This is a genomic window from Pseudomonas sp. TE4620, from assembly GCF_056279045.1.
Map to the genome: position 1 here is coordinate 4,694,927 of NZ_JBWBQO010000001.1, position 18,343 is coordinate 4,713,269.

At 62.8% G+C, this 18,343-nt stretch carries 17 protein-coding genes and 1 pseudogene; 11 read left to right on the forward strand and 7 right to left on the reverse strand.

Annotated elements, in window-relative coordinates; translation table 11 throughout:
• Positions 1–9: 9 nt before the first annotated feature.
• Together ACZ9A3_RS21825 and ACZ9A3_RS21830 are read right to left on the reverse strand one after the other, a co-directional pair.
• Positions 10–540, reverse strand: coding sequence for a 4-vinyl reductase (locus ACZ9A3_RS21825; RefSeq protein ID WP_045202287.1), 531 nt, complete (start codon positions 538–540; stop codon positions 10–12).
• A 214-nt stretch (positions 541–754) separates the two neighbouring features.
• A complete protein-coding gene (locus ACZ9A3_RS21830; RefSeq protein WP_123565301.1) occupies positions 755–1,732 on the reverse strand; it encodes a dipeptidase in 978 nt (325 codons plus the stop codon).
• Between the two features lie 251 nt (positions 1,733–1,983).
• Here ACZ9A3_RS21830 and ACZ9A3_RS21835 point away from each other — a divergent pair, with 251 nt between their 5' ends.
• Positions 1,984–3,810, forward strand: coding sequence for a serine hydrolase domain-containing protein (locus ACZ9A3_RS21835; RefSeq protein WP_258595199.1), 1,827 nt, complete (start codon positions 1,984–1,986; stop codon positions 3,808–3,810).
• Positions 3,811–3,813: 3 nt separating this feature from the next.
• Here the strand turns inward: ACZ9A3_RS21835 and ACZ9A3_RS21840 are convergent, their stop codons facing one another.
• Together ACZ9A3_RS21840 and ACZ9A3_RS21845 are read right to left on the reverse strand one after the other, a co-directional pair.
• Positions 3,814–5,103: an ATP-binding protein gene (locus ACZ9A3_RS21840; RefSeq protein ID WP_258595201.1), complete on the reverse strand. Its 1,290-nt coding sequence runs from the start codon at positions 5,101–5,103 to the stop codon at positions 3,814–3,816.
• Positions 5,104–5,842: pseudogene (locus ACZ9A3_RS21845) on the reverse strand (winged helix-turn-helix domain-containing protein).
• Between the two features lie 195 nt (positions 5,843–6,037).
• On the opposite strand from ACZ9A3_RS21845, the gene ACZ9A3_RS21850 reads away from it, so the two are divergent.
• Positions 6,038–6,445 (forward strand): lysozyme inhibitor LprI family protein, encoded by a 408-nt coding sequence (locus tag ACZ9A3_RS21850; protein WP_093378685.1) that lies wholly within the window; start codon positions 6,038–6,040, stop codon positions 6,443–6,445.
• 7 nt (positions 6,446–6,452) lie between these two features.
• Complete coding sequence (locus ACZ9A3_RS21855; protein ID WP_093378682.1) at positions 6,453–6,872, forward strand: DUF3010 family protein; 420 nt, start codon at positions 6,453–6,455, stop codon at positions 6,870–6,872.
• Here the strand turns inward: ACZ9A3_RS21855 and ACZ9A3_RS21860 are convergent.
• A complete protein-coding gene (locus tag ACZ9A3_RS21860; RefSeq protein ID WP_258595206.1) occupies positions 6,859–7,818 on the reverse strand; it encodes a GlxA family transcriptional regulator in 960 nt (319 codons plus the stop codon). The two genes, ACZ9A3_RS21855 and ACZ9A3_RS21860, sit on opposite strands and share 14 nt — an antisense overlap.
• Before the next feature lie 169 nt (positions 7,819–7,987).
• Here ACZ9A3_RS21860 and ACZ9A3_RS21865 point away from each other — a divergent pair, with 169 nt between their 5' ends.
• The 5 genes from ACZ9A3_RS21865 to ACZ9A3_RS21885 all read left to right on the forward strand — a co-directional run bounded on the left by ACZ9A3_RS21865 (position 7,988) and on the right by ACZ9A3_RS21885 (position 11,830).
• Entirely contained in the window at positions 7,988–8,932 is a 945-nt protein-coding gene (locus tag ACZ9A3_RS21865) for a choline ABC transporter substrate-binding protein (RefSeq protein ID WP_093378675.1), read from the forward strand.
• 61 nt (positions 8,933–8,993) lie between these two features.
• On the forward strand, positions 8,994–9,878 hold the full coding sequence (gene cdhC, locus ACZ9A3_RS21870) for a 3-dehydrocarnitine:acetyl-CoA trimethylamine transferase CdhC (protein ID WP_476253108.1): 885 nt from the start codon (positions 8,994–8,996) through the stop codon (positions 9,876–9,878).
• Between the two features lie 15 nt (positions 9,879–9,893).
• The gene (locus ACZ9A3_RS21875; protein WP_476253109.1) at positions 9,894–10,859 is read left to right on the forward strand and encodes an L-carnitine dehydrogenase; all 966 of its coding nucleotides are present in this window, start codon (positions 9,894–9,896) and stop codon (positions 10,857–10,859) included.
• A gap of 13 nt (positions 10,860–10,872) precedes the next feature.
• On the forward strand, positions 10,873–11,349 hold the full coding sequence (locus tag ACZ9A3_RS21880; RefSeq protein ID WP_476253110.1) for a thioesterase family protein: 477 nt from the start codon (positions 10,873–10,875) through the stop codon (positions 11,347–11,349).
• Between the two features lie 226 nt (positions 11,350–11,575).
• Positions 11,576–11,830 (forward strand): hypothetical protein, encoded by a 255-nt coding sequence (locus ACZ9A3_RS21885; RefSeq protein ID WP_093378659.1) that lies wholly within the window; start codon positions 11,576–11,578, stop codon positions 11,828–11,830.
• Between the two features lie 85 nt (positions 11,831–11,915).
• Here the strand turns inward: ACZ9A3_RS21885 and gbdR are convergent, their stop codons facing one another.
• Positions 11,916–13,019, reverse strand: coding sequence for a choline metabolism transcriptional regulator GbdR (gene gbdR / locus ACZ9A3_RS21890; protein WP_093378649.1), 1,104 nt, complete (start codon positions 13,017–13,019; stop codon positions 11,916–11,918).
• Between the two features lie 408 nt (positions 13,020–13,427).
• A complete protein-coding gene (locus ACZ9A3_RS21895; protein WP_476253111.1) occupies positions 13,428–14,804 on the reverse strand; it encodes an L-serine ammonia-lyase in 1,377 nt (458 codons plus the stop codon).
• A 462-nt stretch (positions 14,805–15,266) separates the two neighbouring features.
• Here ACZ9A3_RS21895 and ACZ9A3_RS21900 point away from each other — a divergent pair, with 462 nt between their 5' ends.
• The 3 genes from ACZ9A3_RS21900 (at position 15,267) to choV (ending at position 18,304) form a co-directional block, all read left to right on the forward strand.
• A complete protein-coding gene (locus ACZ9A3_RS21900) occupies positions 15,267–16,214 on the forward strand; it encodes a choline ABC transporter substrate-binding protein (protein WP_093378641.1) in 948 nt (315 codons plus the stop codon).
• 66 nt (positions 16,215–16,280) lie between these two features.
• Positions 16,281–17,129, forward strand: a complete 849-nt coding sequence (gene choW, locus ACZ9A3_RS21905; RefSeq protein ID WP_176794313.1) for a choline ABC transporter permease subunit — start codon at positions 16,281–16,283, stop codon at positions 17,127–17,129.
• The gene (choV, locus tag ACZ9A3_RS21910; RefSeq protein ID WP_093378632.1) at positions 17,126–18,304 is read left to right on the forward strand and encodes a choline ABC transporter ATP-binding protein; all 1,179 of its coding nucleotides are present in this window, start codon (positions 17,126–17,128) and stop codon (positions 18,302–18,304) included. Before choW ends, choV begins: the two co-directional genes overlap by 4 nt.
• Positions 18,305–18,343: the final 39 nt, after the last annotated feature.

The following is an 18,343-nucleotide window of genomic DNA, read 5'->3' on the forward strand; positions in this document are numbered from 1 at the left end:
ATCCTCGACTTACAACGGCTTGACGATGAACAGGCCGTCGTCGTGGCCTTCTTGCGAACCGCCGTAGACTTGCTCGGCGACCGTGCGAATGTTGCTGCCGCGGGCGGCCAGGATCTGGTCCATGGCCCCGGCGAACCAGCCGGTGAACATGTAGTCGACCTTGCGCCCGACCTTGCCGTACACATACACGAACGCCGAATGCTCGAGCTTGACGCTGGCGGTGCCCTTGTCGAGGTCGATGTCCTGGATCTTGAACAGGCCCCAGCCGCGCTGGGACAGGCGCTTCATGTAGTGCTCGAACACCGCCACGCCTTGCAGGCCGTGGCATTCGGCCTCTTTCTCGCACCAGTGCCAGGCAGACTTGTAGCCGGCCTTGTAGAGGATCTCGGCATAGGCCTCGGCGCCCAGTACTTCCTCGATGCCCATGTGGTTGTTGACGAAGAAATGCCGCGGCACGTACAGCATCGGCAGGGCGTCGCTGGTCCAGACACCGGTTTCGCTGTCGACTTCGATAGGCAATTGCGGGGCGATCTTGGCCATGGAAACTGAACTCCAGAAATGTGGTATTCACGATGCAAAGCCGCTTTGGCTTTGCTCTTCAATAAACAGCCGCTGTGAATGCCTTTGGAGCCGTAGCGAGCACGTCGAGAGCAAGGAAGGACCGGAGCGAAAGGCGAGACAGTACCGAGGTACGGCGAGCTTTTCGCGAGGACCTGACGCAGCTATCGGCGAGCGGAGTAGGCTCCAGAGGTATTCACTCGCCCCAGACGTCCTTTAGAACGTTGACCCAGTTCTCGCCCATGATCTTGCGCACCACGCGCTCGGAGTGGCCGCGTTTGAGCAGGGTCTCGGTGAGGTTGGGGAACTCGCCCACGGTGCGGATGCCCAGCGGGTTGATGATCTTGCCGAAGTTGGTCAGGCGCCGGGCGTAGCCCTTGTCGTGGGTCAGGTACTCGAAAAAATCCTGGCCGTGGCCTTGGGTGAAGTCGGTACCGATGCCGATGGAGTCTTCACCAACAATGTTCATGGTGTATTCGATGGCTTCGGCGTAGTCGTCGATGGTCGAATCGATACCCTTGGCCAAGAACGGCGCGAACATGGTAACGCCGACGAAACCGCCGTGATCGGCAATGAACTTGAGCTCTTCATCGGACTTGTTGCGCGGGTGTTCCTTGAGCCCGGAAGGCAGGCAGTGGGAGTAGCACACCGGCTTTTTCGATTCGAGGATGACTTCTTCGGAGGTCTTGGAACCGACATGGGAGAGGTCGCACATGACCCCGACGCGGTTCATCTCGGCGACGATCTCGCGGCCAAAGCCCGACAGCCCGCCGTCACGCTCGTAGCAACCGGTACCGACCAGGTTCTGGGTGTTGTAGCACATCTGCACGATGCCCACGCCCAGCTGCTTGAACACCTCGACGTAGCCGATCTGGTCTTCGAAGGCATGGGCGTTCTGGAAGCCGAAGAGGATGCCAGTCTTGCCCAACTCCTTGGCCTTGCGGATGTCGGCGGTGGTGCGCACCGGCATCACCAGGTCGCTGTTGTCGCGAATCAGCTTCTGGCTGGCGGCGATGTTGTTGACCGTGGCCTGGAAGCCTTCCCAGACCGACACTGTGCAGTTGGCTGCGGTCAGGCCGCCCTTGCGCATGTCCTCGAACAGCTCGCGGTTCCATTTGGCAATGATCAGCCCGTCGATAACGATGCTGTCTGCGTGTAATTCGGCTGGGCTCATCAGGCTGTCCCCTTTATTGGTAAAACCTGCGCCGAATCGTCTGCCGGCGCTTTGGGGCCAGCATATGCCTAGGGCCAATGTCGCCCAGATGCAAAAACGACAGGAGAATTGCCGAAAGCGTCAAACAACGACAAAGGGGCGTTGCCCCACGCTGCGGCACAGTCTTTAACAGTTTCCCGACAATCCATGCAAAGATTGCCGCAGGCCCCTGCCCTAGCATGCAATGACCGTCATTGCCGCTCAGGTGCCCCATGCTTCGCTCGCTTCGCCTTGCTTCGTTGTTCGGCCTGCTGCTCGTCAACACCGGCTGCGGTGAACGGCCGCCAACCAGCCTGCCGCCGATCGCCGAGGGTGACTACCGGGCGGTGATCGAACACCTGCGCCAGAGCATCCCCGAACAAATGCGCAAGAACCATGTGCCCGGGCTGTCGCTGGCATTGATCGACGGCCAGGAGCTGGTCTGGGCCGAAGGCTTCGGCCTGGCAGACCAGACGCTGCATATGCGGGTGACGCCGGCCACGGCGTTTCGAGCCGGTTCGCTGTCCAAGCTGTTCACCGCCAGCGCCACCCTGCAACTGGTGGAACAGCAGCGCCTGAGCCTGGACGCACCACTGTCGCGCAGCTTGCCGGAGTTTCGCGTGCGCTCGCGCTTTCATGCCGATGCCCGCAGCGCCAACGACGCCATCACCCTGCGCCGCCTGCTCAGCCACCAGGCGGGCCTGCCGAGCGAGTTCCTGCCGCGCTTGCGCACGGATGACCCACTGAAGAACCTGCCGCAGCGGGCCTCGGGGGTGTGGCTGAACACTGCGCCGGGCACGCAGATGGCCTATTCCAACCTGGGTTTTGCCCTGCTCGGCGCCGCCATCGAGCGCAGCAGCGGGCAACCCTTTGAAACCCGCCTGCAACAGCACTTGTTGCAACCCTTGGGCATGGAGCACTCGAGCTTCGTCGGCAACAGCGAACTGCAACCCTATCGCGCCCGCGGCTACCTGCAGGGCCAGCGCAGCAGCGACGAAGAGATCCGCGACCTGCCTGCCGGCGGCCTGTGGACCACACCTCGGGAGGTCGGCCAGTTCGTGCAGATGCTCTTCGCCCAGGGCCGTTTCGACGGTCGCCAGGTGCTCAGCCAGCAATCGATTGCCGAGATGTTCCGCCAGCAGAACCGAGCCAATGCCCTGGACTTCGATTGCCCGATCGGCCTGGCCTGGTACTTGGGCCCCTGCGGTGACCCGCGCATCGGCGCGCAGTTGCAACAATGGCAGCACAGTGGCTCGACCGGCGACTTTGCCGCGCAACTGAGCGTGCTCCCCGAGCCGCAGCTGGCGGTGGTGGTGATGGCCAATGCCGACACTGCCGAGGCGCTGGTCAGCGAGCTGGCCACCCAGGCGTTGCGCTTGATGCTGCAGGCCCGTGGCACTGCGCTCGCCTGCCCGCGCGACTGTACCCCGAGCCTGCCGCCGCTGACCTCAGCCGTGGTACCCAGCCCGCGAGACCGCCAGCGCCTGGCCGGCTTGTACGCCAGCCCCTTGGGCGTGATCCGCCTCAGCGACCAGCGCCAGCAGCTGTTTGCCGAACTGGCCGGCAAGCGCGTCGAGCTGCTGCGCGACAGTCAAGGCTGGTTGCGGGCACAAAAAAGGCTGCTGGGCGTGTGGTCGCTGGACCCAGGCCCGCTTCAGGACCTGCAGCTGGATGTGATCAGCGTCGCCAACAAACAGGTGCTGGCGATCAGGCGCCACGGCCAGACCCTGCCTCTGGGCGAGCGTATCGAGCCCGCGCCGATACCCGCCGACTGGCAAACCAGCGTCGGCCGTTACCGCCTGGTCAGCCCGAATGAGCGCGATCCGCTGCTCGACGGCCTGACCTTGCGCATCGATCAGGGCCTGCTGCTGGCCCAGGGCCGGCGCAACGGCGAAACCCTGGGCGAATTCCTGGTCCAGCCGCTGGATGACGTCCACGCCCTGCTGGCCGGCAGCGCGCTCGGCGCCGGCAACACCCTGACCCGGCGCAGCGACGGCTTGCGGGTACTCGGCTATCGCTTTGTGCGCGGCCCCGAGCAGGACGCCGGGCTGCAGTTCTAGGTATCAAACATCGCTGTGCGGCCAGCTCAACACGAAGCTGGCGCCACCTTCGCGGCTATCGCGTACCAGGGCATAGCCACCGTGCCACTGCGACACCCTGCGCACCAGCGCCAGGCCCAGGCCAAAGCCACCGGTACGCCGGTCACGACTGACATCCAGGCGCGAAAACGGCTCGAAAATCTTTTCCCGGGCGGCAAACGGCACGCCTGGGCCGTCGTCTTCCACCACGATGCAATACTGCTCGCCTTCTCGCTGCAGGCTGACCCGCACCTCGGCGTCGGCATAGCGAATGGCATTGCGCAGCAGGTTGATCACCGCCCGCGCCATGAACCGCGGCTCGATACGGATGCTTTGCACCGTACACGCCTGCAGCGTCAGCTGCACACCGGCAGCCTCGGCCTCCAGGGCAACACTGCCCAGGACACTGTCGAGCCAGTGATTGGCCTGGATGGTTTCGTGCTTGATCTCGGCGGCCCCGCGTTCGAGGCTGGCATAGGTGAGCAACTCCGAGACCATCTCTTCCAGGTCGCCGAGGTCGGCGTGCATGTCGTTGATCAGCTCGGCGCAACCTTCCTGGCGGGCCAGCCGGCGCAGTTGCTCAAGCTCGAACGACAGGCGGGCAATGGGCGTGCGCAGTTCGTGGGATACCGCATTGGTCAGTTCGCGTTGATTGGCGATCAGGCCTTCGATGCGCGCGGCCATCTGGTTGAAATGCTCGGCCAGTTGATGAATGTTCGAGCGCCGCGACAAGTGAATGCGCGAACGCAGATCGTTGTCACCAAAGCGCTGGGCCGCCAGGCGCAATCGCTCAAGGTCGCGCCAGTGCGGCCATACCCAGCAGAACACGGCAATGCCAAGCATGCTGGCAAACATGGCATAAGCGCTGACGGTAAAGGCGGTGGTCATGCGCAAGTCGGGCGGCAGGCTGACGCTCAGCAGCTGGCTGCCAGCATCGATGGGAATGATGAAATGGCTGACATCGTCGAGTATCAGCATCTGTTTGTCGGCCAACAGGGCCCGATCCTGCTCGCTTAATTGCAGCTGGTCGCGCTCGACCAGCTTGAGAGTCATCCCGTAGTGCGGCTGCAACGCATCAAGACGCTGCTGCCGCTCGGCCACGGGCAACGGCCGCAGTTGCTCCACCAGGCTGTAGGCCGGGCCGCGCATCGATTCGCGATAGTAAACATCGTCGCTGGTTTTCAGGTACCAATCGAAAAACGTGTTGATCGACGGTACAGCCAGGGCGAAGGCAATGACCAGAGTACTGAACAAGCCCAGAAACAAGCGCAGCATCTACAGCTCCCAGGCAAACGGATTGAACAGGTAGCCCTTGCCCCACACCGTCTTGATGCACACAGGCTCGCGGGGGTTGTCGCGCAATTTGCCGCGCAGCTTGCTGACATAGACATCGACGCTACGGTTGAAGCCGTCGAAGGCAATGCCGCGCAGGCGATTGAGGATGTCATCGCGCGACAGGGTCTGGCCGGCAGCGCTTGCCAGCAACCAGAGCAGCTCGAACTCCATGGTGCTCAGCTCGATCGGCTCCTCACCCAGGTGCGCCTCGCGACTGGCCCGGTCGATGCTCAGGTTGCCGAAACGCAGGCTGTCGCGACTAAGCGGCTCACTGCCCTTGCGCCGCTGCAGAGCACGCAGACGGGCCAGCAACACCAGTGGTTTGATCGGCTTGATCACATAGTCGTCGGCACCGGATTCAAGGCCAAGGATATGGTCCAGATCGTCCTCGCGGGCCGTCAGGATAACGATCGGGGTTGCCGCCTGGCTGCGAATCGCCCGACACACCTGCAAACGGGCTGCGAATCGCCCGACACACCTGCAAACCGCTCAAGCCCGGCAGCATCAGGTCAAGCACCACCAGCGCCGGCTTGAACTGGACAAAGGCCTCCAGCGCCTGGTCGCCACGATGCACGCAATGCACCTGAAAGCCGTGTTCGGCCAGAAAGTGCGCAACCAGGCCGGCCAGTTTCAGGTCATCCTCGACCAGCAGTACCTTGATCAGTGCGGTGCTTTCCATAGCGGATCCACGGGCTATTCAGAGTGGGTAAAGGCAAAGCGCCGAGTTTATGTGCAGCTTTATGAAACGTCTGTGAATAAGTGTTCACACTGCCGGTACGCTTTTTCACAGGAGCAGCGGCTACCCTGTTCTTTGCTGCGGCGCTGAGCGAGAATCGGCGCCCATGTTCGCGCAAGCTTTCGGAGGATGTCGCAGATGAGAACGATGGTAGGCCTGGCCCTGGTATTGCTGGCATTCGGCGCCCATGCCGAGGACGACGAAAGCACCCCGTGCGACAACGTCGACACCGACCAGCAAAGCTATGCGTGCGCCCAATACAGCCGCACTACCGCCGAACGCGAACTCAATGCCGCTTTCGATGACCTGCTGCAGCGCATTGGCGAGCAGTACGGCGGCCAGCAAGCCAAGGTCGACGAGCTGAGCAAGCGCCTGCGTGAGGCCCAAGCCATCTGGAAGCAACTGCGCGACGCCGATTGCAAGGTCGAGACCTATGACCAGCAACCCGGCAAGGCTTTCGACGCGGCCTTGAACACCTGCATTGCCCAACGTAGCGATGATCGCTCCGAATACTTGCAGTCCCTGGGGCTGCAGAACTCCGATTGAGACCAGCATGAAAATCTGCGGAATTGAAATCAAAGGCAGCGAAGCGCTGCTTGCCGTTGCCACCCTGGACGGCGCCAGCCCTGTGCACCTTGCCGTGGCGACGAAAAAAATCGCCCTGGCAGACGACGAACTGGCAGATAGCGTCAAAGCCTTTGCCCGCCAGGCCCAGGCCTTTATCGCCGAGCAGGGCATCAGCCACCTGGCGATCAAAAAGCGCAGCAAGAAAGGCGATTTCGCCGGCGGCCCGACCACCTTCAAGATCGAGGGCGTGCTGCAGTTGCTGGACAATTGCGAGGTCGAGCTGGTGTCACCGCAGACCGTCAGCGCCCAAGCGAAGAAACACGACCTTGAACTGCCGGCGTCGCTGAACAAGTACCAGCACGAAGCCTACAAAAGCGCCTGCGCGCTGTTGCTCAAGCGCCGCTGAGGCTGGCCGCCGCGGCCTTGCGGTCTTCGCGCGGGCAACGCTGGAAGCGCCCGCGGTAACAACGGGTGAAATACGACGCCGACTCGAACCCGCAAGCGATGCCCACCTCCAGCACGCTGAGGTCGGTCTGGCGCAGCAACTGCCGGGCCTTGTCCAGGCGCAGGCGCAGGTAGAAGCCGCTGGGGGTGTCGTGCAGGTAAAGCTTGAACAGGCGCTCCAGCTGGCGTCGGGTGACCTGCACCGACTCGGCGAGCACCAAGGTGTTGAGCGGTTGCTCGGTGTTGCGCTCCATCTCACCGATCACCTGCACCAGCTTCTTGTTGCTGATGCCGTAGCGTGAGGCGATCTGCATGCGCTGGTGATCCTGGCGCGGGCGAATCCGGCCGAGCACGAACTGCTCCGACACCTGGATCGCCAGCTCCGGGCCATGAGCCTGGGCGATCAGGTCGAGCATCAGGTCGATCGAAGCGGTGCCTCCCGCAGAGGTAATGCGCCGGCGATCGACTTCGAACAGCTCCTGGGTCGCCTGCAACTGCGGGTAACTTTCCTTGAAGGCCTCCAGCGCTTCCCAGTGCAGGGTCACCCGGTAACCCTCAAGCAAACCGGCCTCGGCCAGCACCACGCTGCCGGTATCGATGCCGCCCAATACCACGCCTTCGTGATCAAGCTTGCGCAACCAGTGCTGCAGGGCCGGGCCGAAGCTGCGCAGCGGCTCGAAACCGGCCACCACCAGCAGGGTAGCGCCCTTGCCCAACGGCTGCAGCGCGGCGTCGGCATTCACCGACATGCCGTTGCTGGCCTGCACCGCGCCGCCATCTATGCTCAGCACCTGCCAGCGGTACAGCTCGCCGCGAAAGCGGTTGGCCACCCGCAGCGGCTCTACCGCAGATATAAAACCGATCGCGGAGAAACCCGGCAACAGCAAGAAATGGAAATCCTGGGGCATAGCGACGACTCGACGGCCACGGATGCAGGGTTAATAGCGCGCTGGTCGCCACTGTGCAAGTGCCGGTCGCCACAGTGCGATTTTTACCCACGGCAGCCGCGTAGTTTGATCACACGGCACGCAGAGGCCGCCCCCTATAACAATTAGAACTGCCGTTGGAGGAGCCACCATGAACAGAATGATCAGCCGTAGCCTGCTGATGCTCGTCGGTACCGCAATCCTCAGCACCAACGTGATGGCCGCAGAACCGGCCGCCTGCAAGAACGTGCGCCTTGGCGTGGTGAACTGGACCGACGTGATGGCCACCAGCGCCATGACCCAGGTGCTGCTCGATGGCCTGGGCTACAAGACCAAGCAGACCAGCGCCTCGCAACAGATCATTTTCGCCGGCATTCGCGACCAGCGCCTGGACATGTTCCTCGGCTACTGGAACCCGATCATGACCCAGACCATCACCCCGTTCATCGACGCCAAGCAGGTCAAGGTCCTCGACCAGCCGAGCCTGGATGACGCCCGCGCCACCCTCGCGGTGCCAAGCTACCTGGCCGACAAGGGCCTGAAAACCTTCGCCGACATTGCCAGGTTCGAGAAGGAGCTGGGCGGCAAGATCTACGGCATCGAGCCAGGCTCCGGCGCCAACACCCAGATCAAGGCGATGATCAGCAAGAACCAGTTCGGCCTCGGCAAGTTCCAGCTGGTTGAGTCCAGCGAGGCCGGCATGCTCGCCGCCGTCGACCGCGCGGTACGGCGCAAGGAGGCGGTGGTGTTCTTCGGCTGGGCACCGCACCCGATGAACGTCAACATCGACATGGCCTACCTCAGCGGCAGCGAAGACGCCCTGGGCCCGGACGAAGGCCGCGCCACGGTGTGGACCGTTACCGCCCCCGACTACGCCCAGCGCTGCCCGAACGCCCATCGCCTGCTGAGCAACCTGAAATTCACCGCCGAAGACGAGAGCCGCATGATGCAGCCGCTGCTCGAGCACAAGGATGCGCTGGAGTCCGCCCGCCAGTGGCTCAAGGATCACCCGCAAGACCAGAAGCGCTGGCTTGAAGGGGTGACCACGTTTGACGGCAAACCGGCCGCCGAAAACCTGCAACTGACCGCTAACTGACAGACCCTGTGGGAGCGGGCTTGACCCGCGATGGCCCCAACTCGCCCGAAGGAAACCGCACATGAACCACGACGTCATCATCACCTGCGCCCTGACCGGCGCCGGCGACACCGCCATCAAAAGCCACCTGGTCCCGGTCACCCCGAAACAGATCGCCGCAGCCGCCGTAGAAGCCGCCAAAGCCGGTGCCACGGTGGTCCACTGCCACGTTCGCGATCCGCAAACCGGCCGTTTCAGCCGCGACGTCAACTTGTACCGCGAGGTGATGGAGCGCATCCGCGAATCCGACGTCGACATCATCGTCAACCTCACCGCCGGCATGGGTGGCGACCTGGAGATCGGCCCGGGCGAAACTCCGCTGGAGTTCGGCGCCGGCACCGACCTGATCGGCCCGCTGGAGCGCCTGGCCCACGTCGAGGCGCTGCTGCCGGAAATCTGCACCCTGGACTGCGGCACCCTCAACTTTGGCGACGGCAACAGCATCTACGTCTCGACTCCGGCGCAGCTGCGCGCTGGAGCCAGGCGCATCACTGAACTGGGCGTCAAAGCGGAGCTTGAAATCTTCGACACCGGCCACCTGTGGTTCGCCAAGCAGATGATCAAGGAAGGCCTGCTCGACGACCCGTTGTTCCAGCTGTGCCTGGGCATCCCCTGGGGCGCGCCGGCCGACACCGCCACCATGAAAGCCATGGTCGACAACCTGCCGCCAGGCGTGACCTGGGCCGGCTTCGGCATTGGCCGCATGCAGATGCCGATGGCCGCGCAAGCAGTGCTGCTGGGCGGCAACGTGCGGGTCGGCCTGGAAGACAACCTGTACCTGGACAAAGGCGTGCTGGCCAGCAACGGCCAACTGGTGGAACGCGCCAGCGAGATTCTCAGCCGCCTTGGCGCACGGGTACTCAGCCCTGCCGAGGGCCGCGCCAAAATGAACCTGACCCGTCGCTGATTGCTGGAGAAACCGATGAGCTTTATCACCGAGATCAAGACCTTTGCAGCCCTGGGCAGCGGCGTAATCGGCAGCGGCTGGGTGGCCCGCGCCCTGGCCCATGGCCTGGATGTAGTCGCCTGGGACCCGGCGCCGGGAGCAGAGGCGGCCTTGCGCAAGCGCATCGCCAATGCCTGGCCGGCCCTGGAGCAACAAGGCCTGACGCCCGGCGCCTCGCAGCAGCGCCTGCGCTTTGTGGCGACTATCGAGGAATGCGTGCGCGATGCCGATTTCATCCAGGAAAGCGCCCCCGAGCGCCTCGACCTCAAGCTCGACCTGCACAGCAAGATCAGCGCCGCAGCCAAGCCCAATGCGCTGATCGGCTCCAGTACTTCAGGGCTATTGCCCAGCGAGTTCTACGAGTCTTCGACCCACCCCGAGCGCTGCGTGGTCGGCCATCCGTTCAACCCGGTGTACCTGCTGCCGCTGGTAGAAATCGTCGGCAGCAACAAAACCGCGCCCGAGGCCATCGAAGCGGCAAAAACCGTCTACACCAACCTCGGCATGCGCCCGCTGCATGTGCGCAAGGAAGTGCCCGGTTTTATCGCCGACCGCCTGCTCGAAGCGCTGTGGCGCGAGGCTCTGCACCTGGTCAACGATGGCGTGGCGACCACCGGTGAGATCGACGACGCAATCCGCTTTGGCGCCGGTTTGCGCTGGTCGTTCATGGGCACCTTCCTCACCTATACCCTGGCCGGAGGCGACGCCGGCATGCGCCACTTCATGGCCCAGTTCGGCCCGGCGTTGCAACTGCCCTGGACCTACCTGCCCGCGCCCGAACTGACCGACGGCCTGATCGACGCCGTGGTCGAAGGCACCGGCGAACAACTGGGCGAGCGCAGCATCAGCGCGCTGGAGCGCTATCGTGATGATTGCCTGCTGGCCGTGCTGGATGCGGTAAAAACCACCAAGGCCAAGCACGGCATGGCCTTCAGCGACTGACCGGAGTGCAGCGATGCCCGCCTTGATCACCTACCAGACCCAGGTCCAGGCAGACTGGGTCGACTACAACGGGCATCTGCGCGATGCCTTTTACCTGCTGATCTTCAGCTATGCCACCGATGCCTTTATGGACCGCATCGGCCTGGACAGCGACAACCGCAGCGCCAGCGGCCACTCGCTGTTCACCCTGGAGTGCCACCTGAACTACTTGCATGAGGTAAAGCTCGGCACCCAGGTGTGGGTGCAGAGCCAGGTTATCGGTTTTGACCACAAGCGCCTGCACCTGTACCACAGCCTGCATCGCGAGGGGTTTGATGAAGCGCTGGCGGCCAGTGAACAGATGCTGTTGCATGTCGACCTTGCCGGACCGAGGTCAGCACCGTTTGCACCAGCGGTGCTTGAGCGCTTGCAGGGGGCCGTGAATGAGCAGGTTGATCTGCCCGCGGCCGAGTTTGTTGGCCGGGTGATCGGGTTGCCCCGCGCGCAGTGACAAAAAACAGCCCCGCAGCGGTGACGCAAACGGGGCTGAAGCGGACGGTGACCAAACCTTCCGTTGCTGTGCATGGCCCCAGTGTGCAGCCTCCCTCCCCCGCCGATTTACCCGAAAACGACCTGTGCTTAGGTAAAGCGGCCATTGCGACAATCTGCCCTTGCCGCAGTGCGCCCGGGCCCACAGAATCGACTGACGATCACACCTGCAAACAAGGACAACAACCATGATGCATGCGGATTTGATTGATCAGGACGACCTGCTGGGCCAGCTGCGCGCGCTGGGTTTCGAGACGCCGGCCGGGGCCAGTGCCGAGCAAGCCTGCGAGTGTGCGGTACGCGGTTTGAGTGAGCCGCGGGCCAAAGCCTTGAAGGTCATGGTCGAGCAGATGTACACCAGTAGTGCGACTATTCTGCCGGACGTTCGTAAAGCCATCGACAAACAGCTGTTGCCGGCATTGGCACAATTCCAGAATCGCTAAAAGCATCGCGGGTCAAGCCCGCTCCCACAGAGATCACCTAACTCCTGTGGGAGCGGGCTTGACCCGCGATGAATTCAGCTCGGAATCAGAGCCTCACACTGGCAAAAGTCGACTCATTGCGCGCCTGGCTCAACGCCGACATCGGCCCGGCCAGCGGCGACAGCACCAGCGCCTGCGGGATCGGCATCATCGCCACCTGCTGGGCAGTATTAGAGCCCACGCGCTCGTCACGCGGCGGAATGCCAAAGTACTCGCGGTAGCACTTGGAGAAATGCGGGGTCGAGACAAAGCCGCACACCGAAGCCACTTCGATGATCGACATCGGCGTCTGCTTGAGCAGTTGCCGGGCGCGGATCAGCCGCAGCTTCAGGTAGTAGCGTGACGGCGAGCAGTGCAGGTACTTCTGGAACAGGCGCTCAAGCTGGCGCCGCGACACCGACACATAAACGGCCAGTTCATCCAGGTCGATCGGCTCTTCGAGGTTGGCTTCCATCAACGCGACGATTTCCTGCAGTTTCGGTTGGTTGGTGCCGAGCATGTGCTTGAGCGGCACGCGCTGGTGGTCCTGTTCGTTGCGGATGCGCTCGTAGACAAACATCTCCGAGATCGCCGCCGACAGCTCGCGACCATGATCACGGCTGATCAGGTGCAGCATCATGTCCAGCGGCGCCGTGCCGCCGGAGCTGGTGAAGCGGTTGCGGTCGAGGGTGAATAAACGGGTGCTCATGCTCACCCGCGGGAAGGCTTCCTGCATCGCCGCCAGGCATTCCCAGTGCACGCTGCAGTCAAAACCATCGAGCAGGCCGGCACAGGCCAGGGCCCAGCTGCCGGTGCACACCGCACCCAGCCGTCGCGACTGGCGCGCCTGGCTCTGCAGCCAGGTGACGTGCTCGCGGGTAACGGTGCGCTGGATACCAATACCGCCACAGACAATCACGGTGTCCATAGCCGGTGCCTTGTGCATTGCCGCATCGGGAGTGATCTGCAAGCCGTCGCTGGCCCACACCTGGCCGCCATCCACGCTCAGGGTGCTCCAGCGGTACAGCTCGCGGCCGGACAGCTGGTTGGCCATGCGCAGCGGCTCAACAGCGGAAGCCAGGGAAATCAGCGTGAAATTGTCCAGCAGCAGGAAGCCGATGGATTGGGGCGTGCGGTTCTGGGTTGGGGTCCCGGAGTTGTACGACGTCATCGCGGTATCTCCTCACACAATGCAGGTTGTGCCTCAGGCAGGCACGGGCTTTTTTGTCACGGCCCCGATTCGGATGCAGGGGCTTTGCCAATCACAACGCAAATGCCATGCCTGAAATTGAATGGCCATTCAACAAAACCCAAAAACGACGTCGCGCAGCGTCTATATGGCCCTTGTTGCCGGGCGCGGTTATAAACGCAAACCAGCGGCCTAGCGCCGGTCTGTAGGACGCATGAGCAATTCGGTAGCACTTGTGTGAAGGATGCCCAGAAACGACATCGGCAACTGTCACCCAAGGCGCCAGGCACGGGGGTAACAGCGGATTGTTCGAGGCGGGAAAGGCCTGCGCGCCAAAAGGCGGCGCGCAGGCCGAAGGTGGGCGAAAACGGCGCAGGGCGCGTCAGCGATTCAACATTCGATGGCGCTGACCGCCAGGCCACCGCGCGAGGTTTCCTTGTACTTGTCGTGCATGTCGGCGCCGGTGTCACGCATGGTGCGGATCACCCGGTCGAGGGAGATGAAGTGCTCGCCGTCGCCGCGCAGGGCCATCTGCGCGGCATTGATGGCCTTGACCGCGGCAATCGCGTTGCGCTCGATACACGGCACCTGGACCAGCCCGCCAACCGGGTCGCAGGTCAGCCCCAGGTTGTGCTCAAGACCGATCTCGGCGGCGTTTTCCAGTTGCCCGGGGGTAGCCCCGAGCACCTCGGCAAGACCGGCGGCGGCCATGGCGCAGGCCGAACCGACTTCACCCTGGCAACCGACTTCAGCACCGGAGATCGAAGCATTCTTCTTGCACAAAATGCCCACTGCGGCGGCGCCGAGGAAGAAGTCGACGACGTTGGCTTCGCTGACTTCGTCGCTAAAGCGCATGTAGTAGTGCAGCACCGCAGGGATGATCCCTGCCGCGCCATTGGTCGGTGCGGTGACCATGCGCCCGCCAGCGGCGTTCTCTTCGTTGACCGCCAGGGCATAGAGGTTGACCCATTCCATGGCGCTCAGGGTCGAGCCGATGACATTGGGCTTGTTCAGTTCCTGCAGGCTGCGGTGCAGCTTGGCTGCGCGACGTTTGACATTGAGCCCGCCAGGCAGGATGCCTTCGTATTTGAGGCCGTTTTCGACACAGGCCTGCATGGCGTGCCACAACTTCAGCAGCCCGGCACGAATTTCTGCTTCACTGCGCCAGACCTTTTCGTTTTCCATCATCAATTGCGACACGCGCAGGTCGTTTTGCTTGCACAGTTCGAGCAACTCCACGGCACTGTCGAAATCGTAGGGCAGCACCGTGTTGTCGGCGTCCAGCACGCCGCTGGCAGCCTGTGCCGCATCAACGACAAAGCCGCCGCCCACCGAGTAATAGGTGTCGCGGTGCAGCTCGCCTGCGGCGCCTTCAGCGATGAGGGTCATGGCGTTGGGGTGGTACGGCAGGTTCTCGTCGAGCAGCAGCATGTCGCGGGCCCAGACGAAGCCGACGTGCAGCCGGCCATCGAGCAGCAAGGTGTCTGTTTCGCGCAGTGCAGCGATGCGCGGACCGATTTGCACGGGGTCGATGGCGTCCGGCCATTCGCCCATCAGGCCCATGATCACTGCGTTGTCGCTGCCGTGGCCGATACCGGTGGCCGACAGCGAGCCGTACAGGCGCACTTCGACGCGCCGCACCTGTTCAAGCTCGCCGCGCTCGCGCAGGCCCTGGACGAACAATGCTGCGGCGCGCATGGGCCCGACGGTATGGGAGCTGGATGGGCCAACGCCGATCTTGAACAGGTCGAACACACTGATGGCCATGCCACCTACCTCCTGAATGTACAGCCTGAATGTGCAGCCCCGCAGCCCAAGCCAAGGGCGTCGCAACTGCTACGCTGAATAGGCGGCAATCCGCCGATTCCGCGCATCATCAGGCTTTTGCCAGGACCTCTGACGTCTGCAACCGACGCGTTCTTGCCCAGCAACGCCGCCAGCTGTCAGCCGCGCTTGTGCGCCGTTTTTTTGCGGTGCACAAGTGCCGAAACTGCGTTTACAGGGCCGGATAAATCTGTAAACGACCTCATCGACACTGGATGCGACCCTGTCTGTACTGGATACGACGCACCCTGTAGGCGTTTGATTTTCGCTGTTAGATGATCGGTATCGACTCGATTGCACGGCAGCCGTCCCGCTATCGCCCGATAGTCAGGCCCGACCGAATGCAAACCATAAAGCACGGCGGTCCCGTGGGACATCCGAGAAAAAAACCCAGGAGTCCATCGAATGAAAGGTTCACCCTCGCTATTGCTGGCCGCAGTGCTGAGTCTGCCGGTGCTGGCCCAGGCCGCAGAGCCCGAGCAATGTCACACCGTCAACTTCTCCGATGTCGGCTGGACCGACATCACCGTGACCACCGCGGTCACCAGCGTCGTGCTCCAGTCGCTGGGCTACAAGACCAAGACCACGATGATTTCGGTACCGGTGACCTACAAGTCGCTGGCCGATGGCAAGAACATGGACGTGTTCCTCGGCAACTGGATGCCGACCATGGAAAACGACATCAAGCAGTACCGCGATGCCGGCACCGTGGAAACCGTTCGGGCCAACCTTGAGAACGCCAAGTACACCCTGGCGGTGCCCCAGGCGCTGTACGACAAGGGCCTGAAAAACTTCGCCGACATTGCCAAGTTCAAGAAGGAGCTGGACGGCAAGATCTACGGCATCGAGCCGGGCAACGACGGCAACCGCACCATCCAGAGCATGATCGACAAGAACGCCTTCGGCCTCAAGGACGCCGGTTTCAAGGTGGTCGAGTCCAGCGAGGCCGGCATGCTCTCGCAAGTCGAACGTGCCCAGCGCCGTGACACCGCCGTGGTGTTCCTGGGCTGGGAACCGCACCCGATGAACACCCGCTTCAAGATGAAATACCTGGACGGCGGCGATGACTTCTTCGGCCCCGACTACGGCAAGGCCACCGTCCTCACCAACACCCGCAAGGGCTATGTTCAGGAATGTAGCAACGTCGGCCAGTTGCTGAAGAACCTGTCCTTTACCCTCGACATGGAAAGCAAGCTGATGGGCAACGTCCTGGACGACAAGATGAAACCCGACGCCGCAGCCAAGGCCTGGCTGAAAAACAACCCGCAGGTGCTCGACACCTGGCTGGCCGGGGTCACCACCGTTGACGGCAAGCCTGGCCTGGAGGCAGCCAAAGCCAAACTCACGCAGTAAGCACTGCCTGCGGCGGGCTGGCCCCGCCGCAGGCTGTCTTCAAACTTTTGCAGGTGGACGCTCGCTATCATGCTGATCGATGAAAAACTCCCTTTGGGCCAGTACATCGCAGGCTTCGTTGAATGGTTGACGCAACACGGCGCCAATTACTTCGATGCCTTCGCGGCAGCACTGGAATACATGATTCATGGCGTGACCGGGGCACTGACCTGGTTCAATCCTTTCGTCCTGATCGGCCTGATTGCAGTAATCGCGCACCTGATCCAGCGCAAATGGGCGCTGACCGCATTCTGCGTACTGTCATTTTTGCTGATCCTCAACCTCGGTTACTGGCAGGAGACCATGGAGACCCTGGCCCAGGTGCTGTTCGCGACATTGGTCTGCGTGGCCATCGGCGTGCCGCTGGGCATCCTCGCCGCACACAAGCCGATGTTCTACACCGCCATGCGCCCGGTCCTCGACCTGATGCAGACGGTACCTACCTTCGTTTACCTGATCCCGACCCTGACCCTGTTCGGCCTGGGGGTGGTCCCCGGGTTGATCTCGACGGTGGTGTTCGCCATCGCCGCACCGATCCGCCTGACCTACCTGGGTATCTGTGACGTGCCCCAGGAACTGCTCGACGCCGGCAAGGCCTTCGGCTGCTCACGCCGCCAGCTGCTGTCGCGCATCGAGCTGCCCCACGCCATGCCGAGCATCGCCGCCGGCGTTACCCAATGCATCATGCTGTCGCTGTCGATGGTGGTGATTGCCGCGCTGGTGGGTGCCGACGGCCTGGGCAAACCTGTGGTCAACGCATTGAACACCGCCGATATCGCCCTGGGTTTTGAAGCGGGCCTGGCGATCGTGTTGCTGGCGATCATGCTCGACCGTATCTGCAAACAACCCGACGCGCCGGTAAGGAGTGAAGCATGAGCATTATTCGCTTCGAAGACGTAGACGTTATCTTCTCCAGCCGACCGCGCGAGGCCCTGAGCCTGCTCGACCAGGGCATGACCCGCGAACAGATCCTGAAGAAGACCGGCCTGGTGGTCGGTGTCGAGAAAGCCAACCTGGACATCAACAAGGGCGAGATCTGCGTGTTGATGGGCTTGTCCGGCTCAGGCAAGTCGAGCCTGCTGCGCTGTATCAATGGCCTCAACACCGTCAGCCGCGGCAAGCTGTTCGTCGAGCACGAAGGCTCGCATATCGACATCGCCCACTGCACCCCGGCGGAACTGAAGATGATGCGCACCAAGCGCATCGCCATGGTGTTCCAGAAGTTCGCCCTGATGCCCTGGCTGACGGTGCGCGAGAACATCAGCTTCGGCCTGGAAATGCAGGGCCGCCCGGAGAAGGAACGGCGCAAGCTGGTCGATGAAAAACTCGAACTGGTGGGCCTGACCCAATGGCGCAACAAGAAGCCCGATGAACTCTCGGGCGGCATGCAGCAGCGCGTCGGCCTGGCCCGGGCACTGGCAATGGACGCCGACATCCTGCTGATGGACGAACCCTTCTCGGCCCTCGACCCGCTGATCCGCCAGGGCCTGCAGGACGAGCTGCTGGAGCTGCAACGCAAGCTGAACAAGACCATCGTCTTCGTCAGCCACGACCTGGACGAAGCCCTGAAGCTGGGCAGCCGTATTGCGATCATGAAAGACGGGCGGATCATCCAGTACAGCAAGCCGGAAGAAATCGTCCTCAACCCCGCCGACGACTACGTGCGCACCTTCGTCGCCCACACCAACCCGCTCAACGTGCTGTGCGGCCGCAGCCTGATGCGCACCCTGGACAAGTGCAAACGCATCAACGGCTCGGTGTGCCTCGACCCGGGTGGCGACTCCTGGCTGGACCTGGCCGAAGGCAACACCATCAAGGGTGCGCGCCAGGGCGCCAACGGCATGGACCTGCAAAACTGGGCACCGGGCGAAGCGGTGGAAGGCCTGGGGCGCAAACCGACCCTGGTGAATGCCAACATCGGCATGCGCGAAGCCCTGCAGATCCGCTACCAGACCGGCAACAAGCTGGTGCTTCAAGAGGGCAACAAAGTGGTGGGGATTCTTGGCGACAGCGAGCTGTATCACGCGCTACTGGGCAAGAACCTGGGCTGAAAGCTATCGCGGGGCAAGTCGGGTCGCCGCACCGCCGCT

What these genes read in the sequence shown, in the direction of transcription:
- ACZ9A3_RS21825 (WP_045202287.1), bottom strand. Translation starts at nt 540, where the DNA reads ATGGCCAAGATCGCCCCGCAATTGCCTATCGAAGTCGACAGCGAAACC.
- ACZ9A3_RS21830 (WP_123565301.1), bottom strand. Translation starts at nt 1,732, where the DNA reads ATGAGCCCAGCCGAATTACACGCAGACAGCATCGTTATCGACGGGCTG.
- ACZ9A3_RS21835 (WP_258595199.1), top strand. Translation starts at nt 1,984, where the DNA reads ATGCTTCGCTCGCTTCGCCTTGCTTCGTTGTTCGGCCTGCTGCTCGTC.
- ACZ9A3_RS21840 (WP_258595201.1), bottom strand. Translation starts at nt 5,103, where the DNA reads ATGCTGCGCTTGTTTCTGGGCTTGTTCAGTACTCTGGTCATTGCCTTC.
- ACZ9A3_RS21850 (WP_093378685.1), top strand. Translation starts at nt 6,038, where the DNA reads ATGAGAACGATGGTAGGCCTGGCCCTGGTATTGCTGGCATTCGGCGCC.
- ACZ9A3_RS21855 (WP_093378682.1), top strand. Translation starts at nt 6,453, where the DNA reads ATGAAAATCTGCGGAATTGAAATCAAAGGCAGCGAAGCGCTGCTTGCC.
- ACZ9A3_RS21860 (WP_258595206.1), bottom strand. Translation starts at nt 7,818, where the DNA reads ATGCCCCAGGATTTCCATTTCTTGCTGTTGCCGGGTTTCTCCGCGATC.
- ACZ9A3_RS21865 (WP_093378675.1), top strand. Translation starts at nt 7,988, where the DNA reads ATGAACAGAATGATCAGCCGTAGCCTGCTGATGCTCGTCGGTACCGCA.
- cdhC (WP_476253108.1), top strand. Translation starts at nt 8,994, where the DNA reads ATGAACCACGACGTCATCATCACCTGCGCCCTGACCGGCGCCGGCGAC.
- ACZ9A3_RS21875 (WP_476253109.1), top strand. Translation starts at nt 9,894, where the DNA reads ATGAGCTTTATCACCGAGATCAAGACCTTTGCAGCCCTGGGCAGCGGC.
- ACZ9A3_RS21880 (WP_476253110.1), top strand. Translation starts at nt 10,873, where the DNA reads ATGCCCGCCTTGATCACCTACCAGACCCAGGTCCAGGCAGACTGGGTC.
- ACZ9A3_RS21885 (WP_093378659.1), top strand. Translation starts at nt 11,576, where the DNA reads ATGATGCATGCGGATTTGATTGATCAGGACGACCTGCTGGGCCAGCTG.
- gbdR (WP_093378649.1), bottom strand. Translation starts at nt 13,019, where the DNA reads ATGACGTCGTACAACTCCGGGACCCCAACCCAGAACCGCACGCCCCAA.
- ACZ9A3_RS21895 (WP_476253111.1), bottom strand. Translation starts at nt 14,804, where the DNA reads ATGGCCATCAGTGTGTTCGACCTGTTCAAGATCGGCGTTGGCCCATCC.
- ACZ9A3_RS21900 (WP_093378641.1), top strand. Translation starts at nt 15,267, where the DNA reads ATGAAAGGTTCACCCTCGCTATTGCTGGCCGCAGTGCTGAGTCTGCCG.
- choV (WP_093378632.1), top strand. Translation starts at nt 17,126, where the DNA reads ATGAGCATTATTCGCTTCGAAGACGTAGACGTTATCTTCTCCAGCCGA.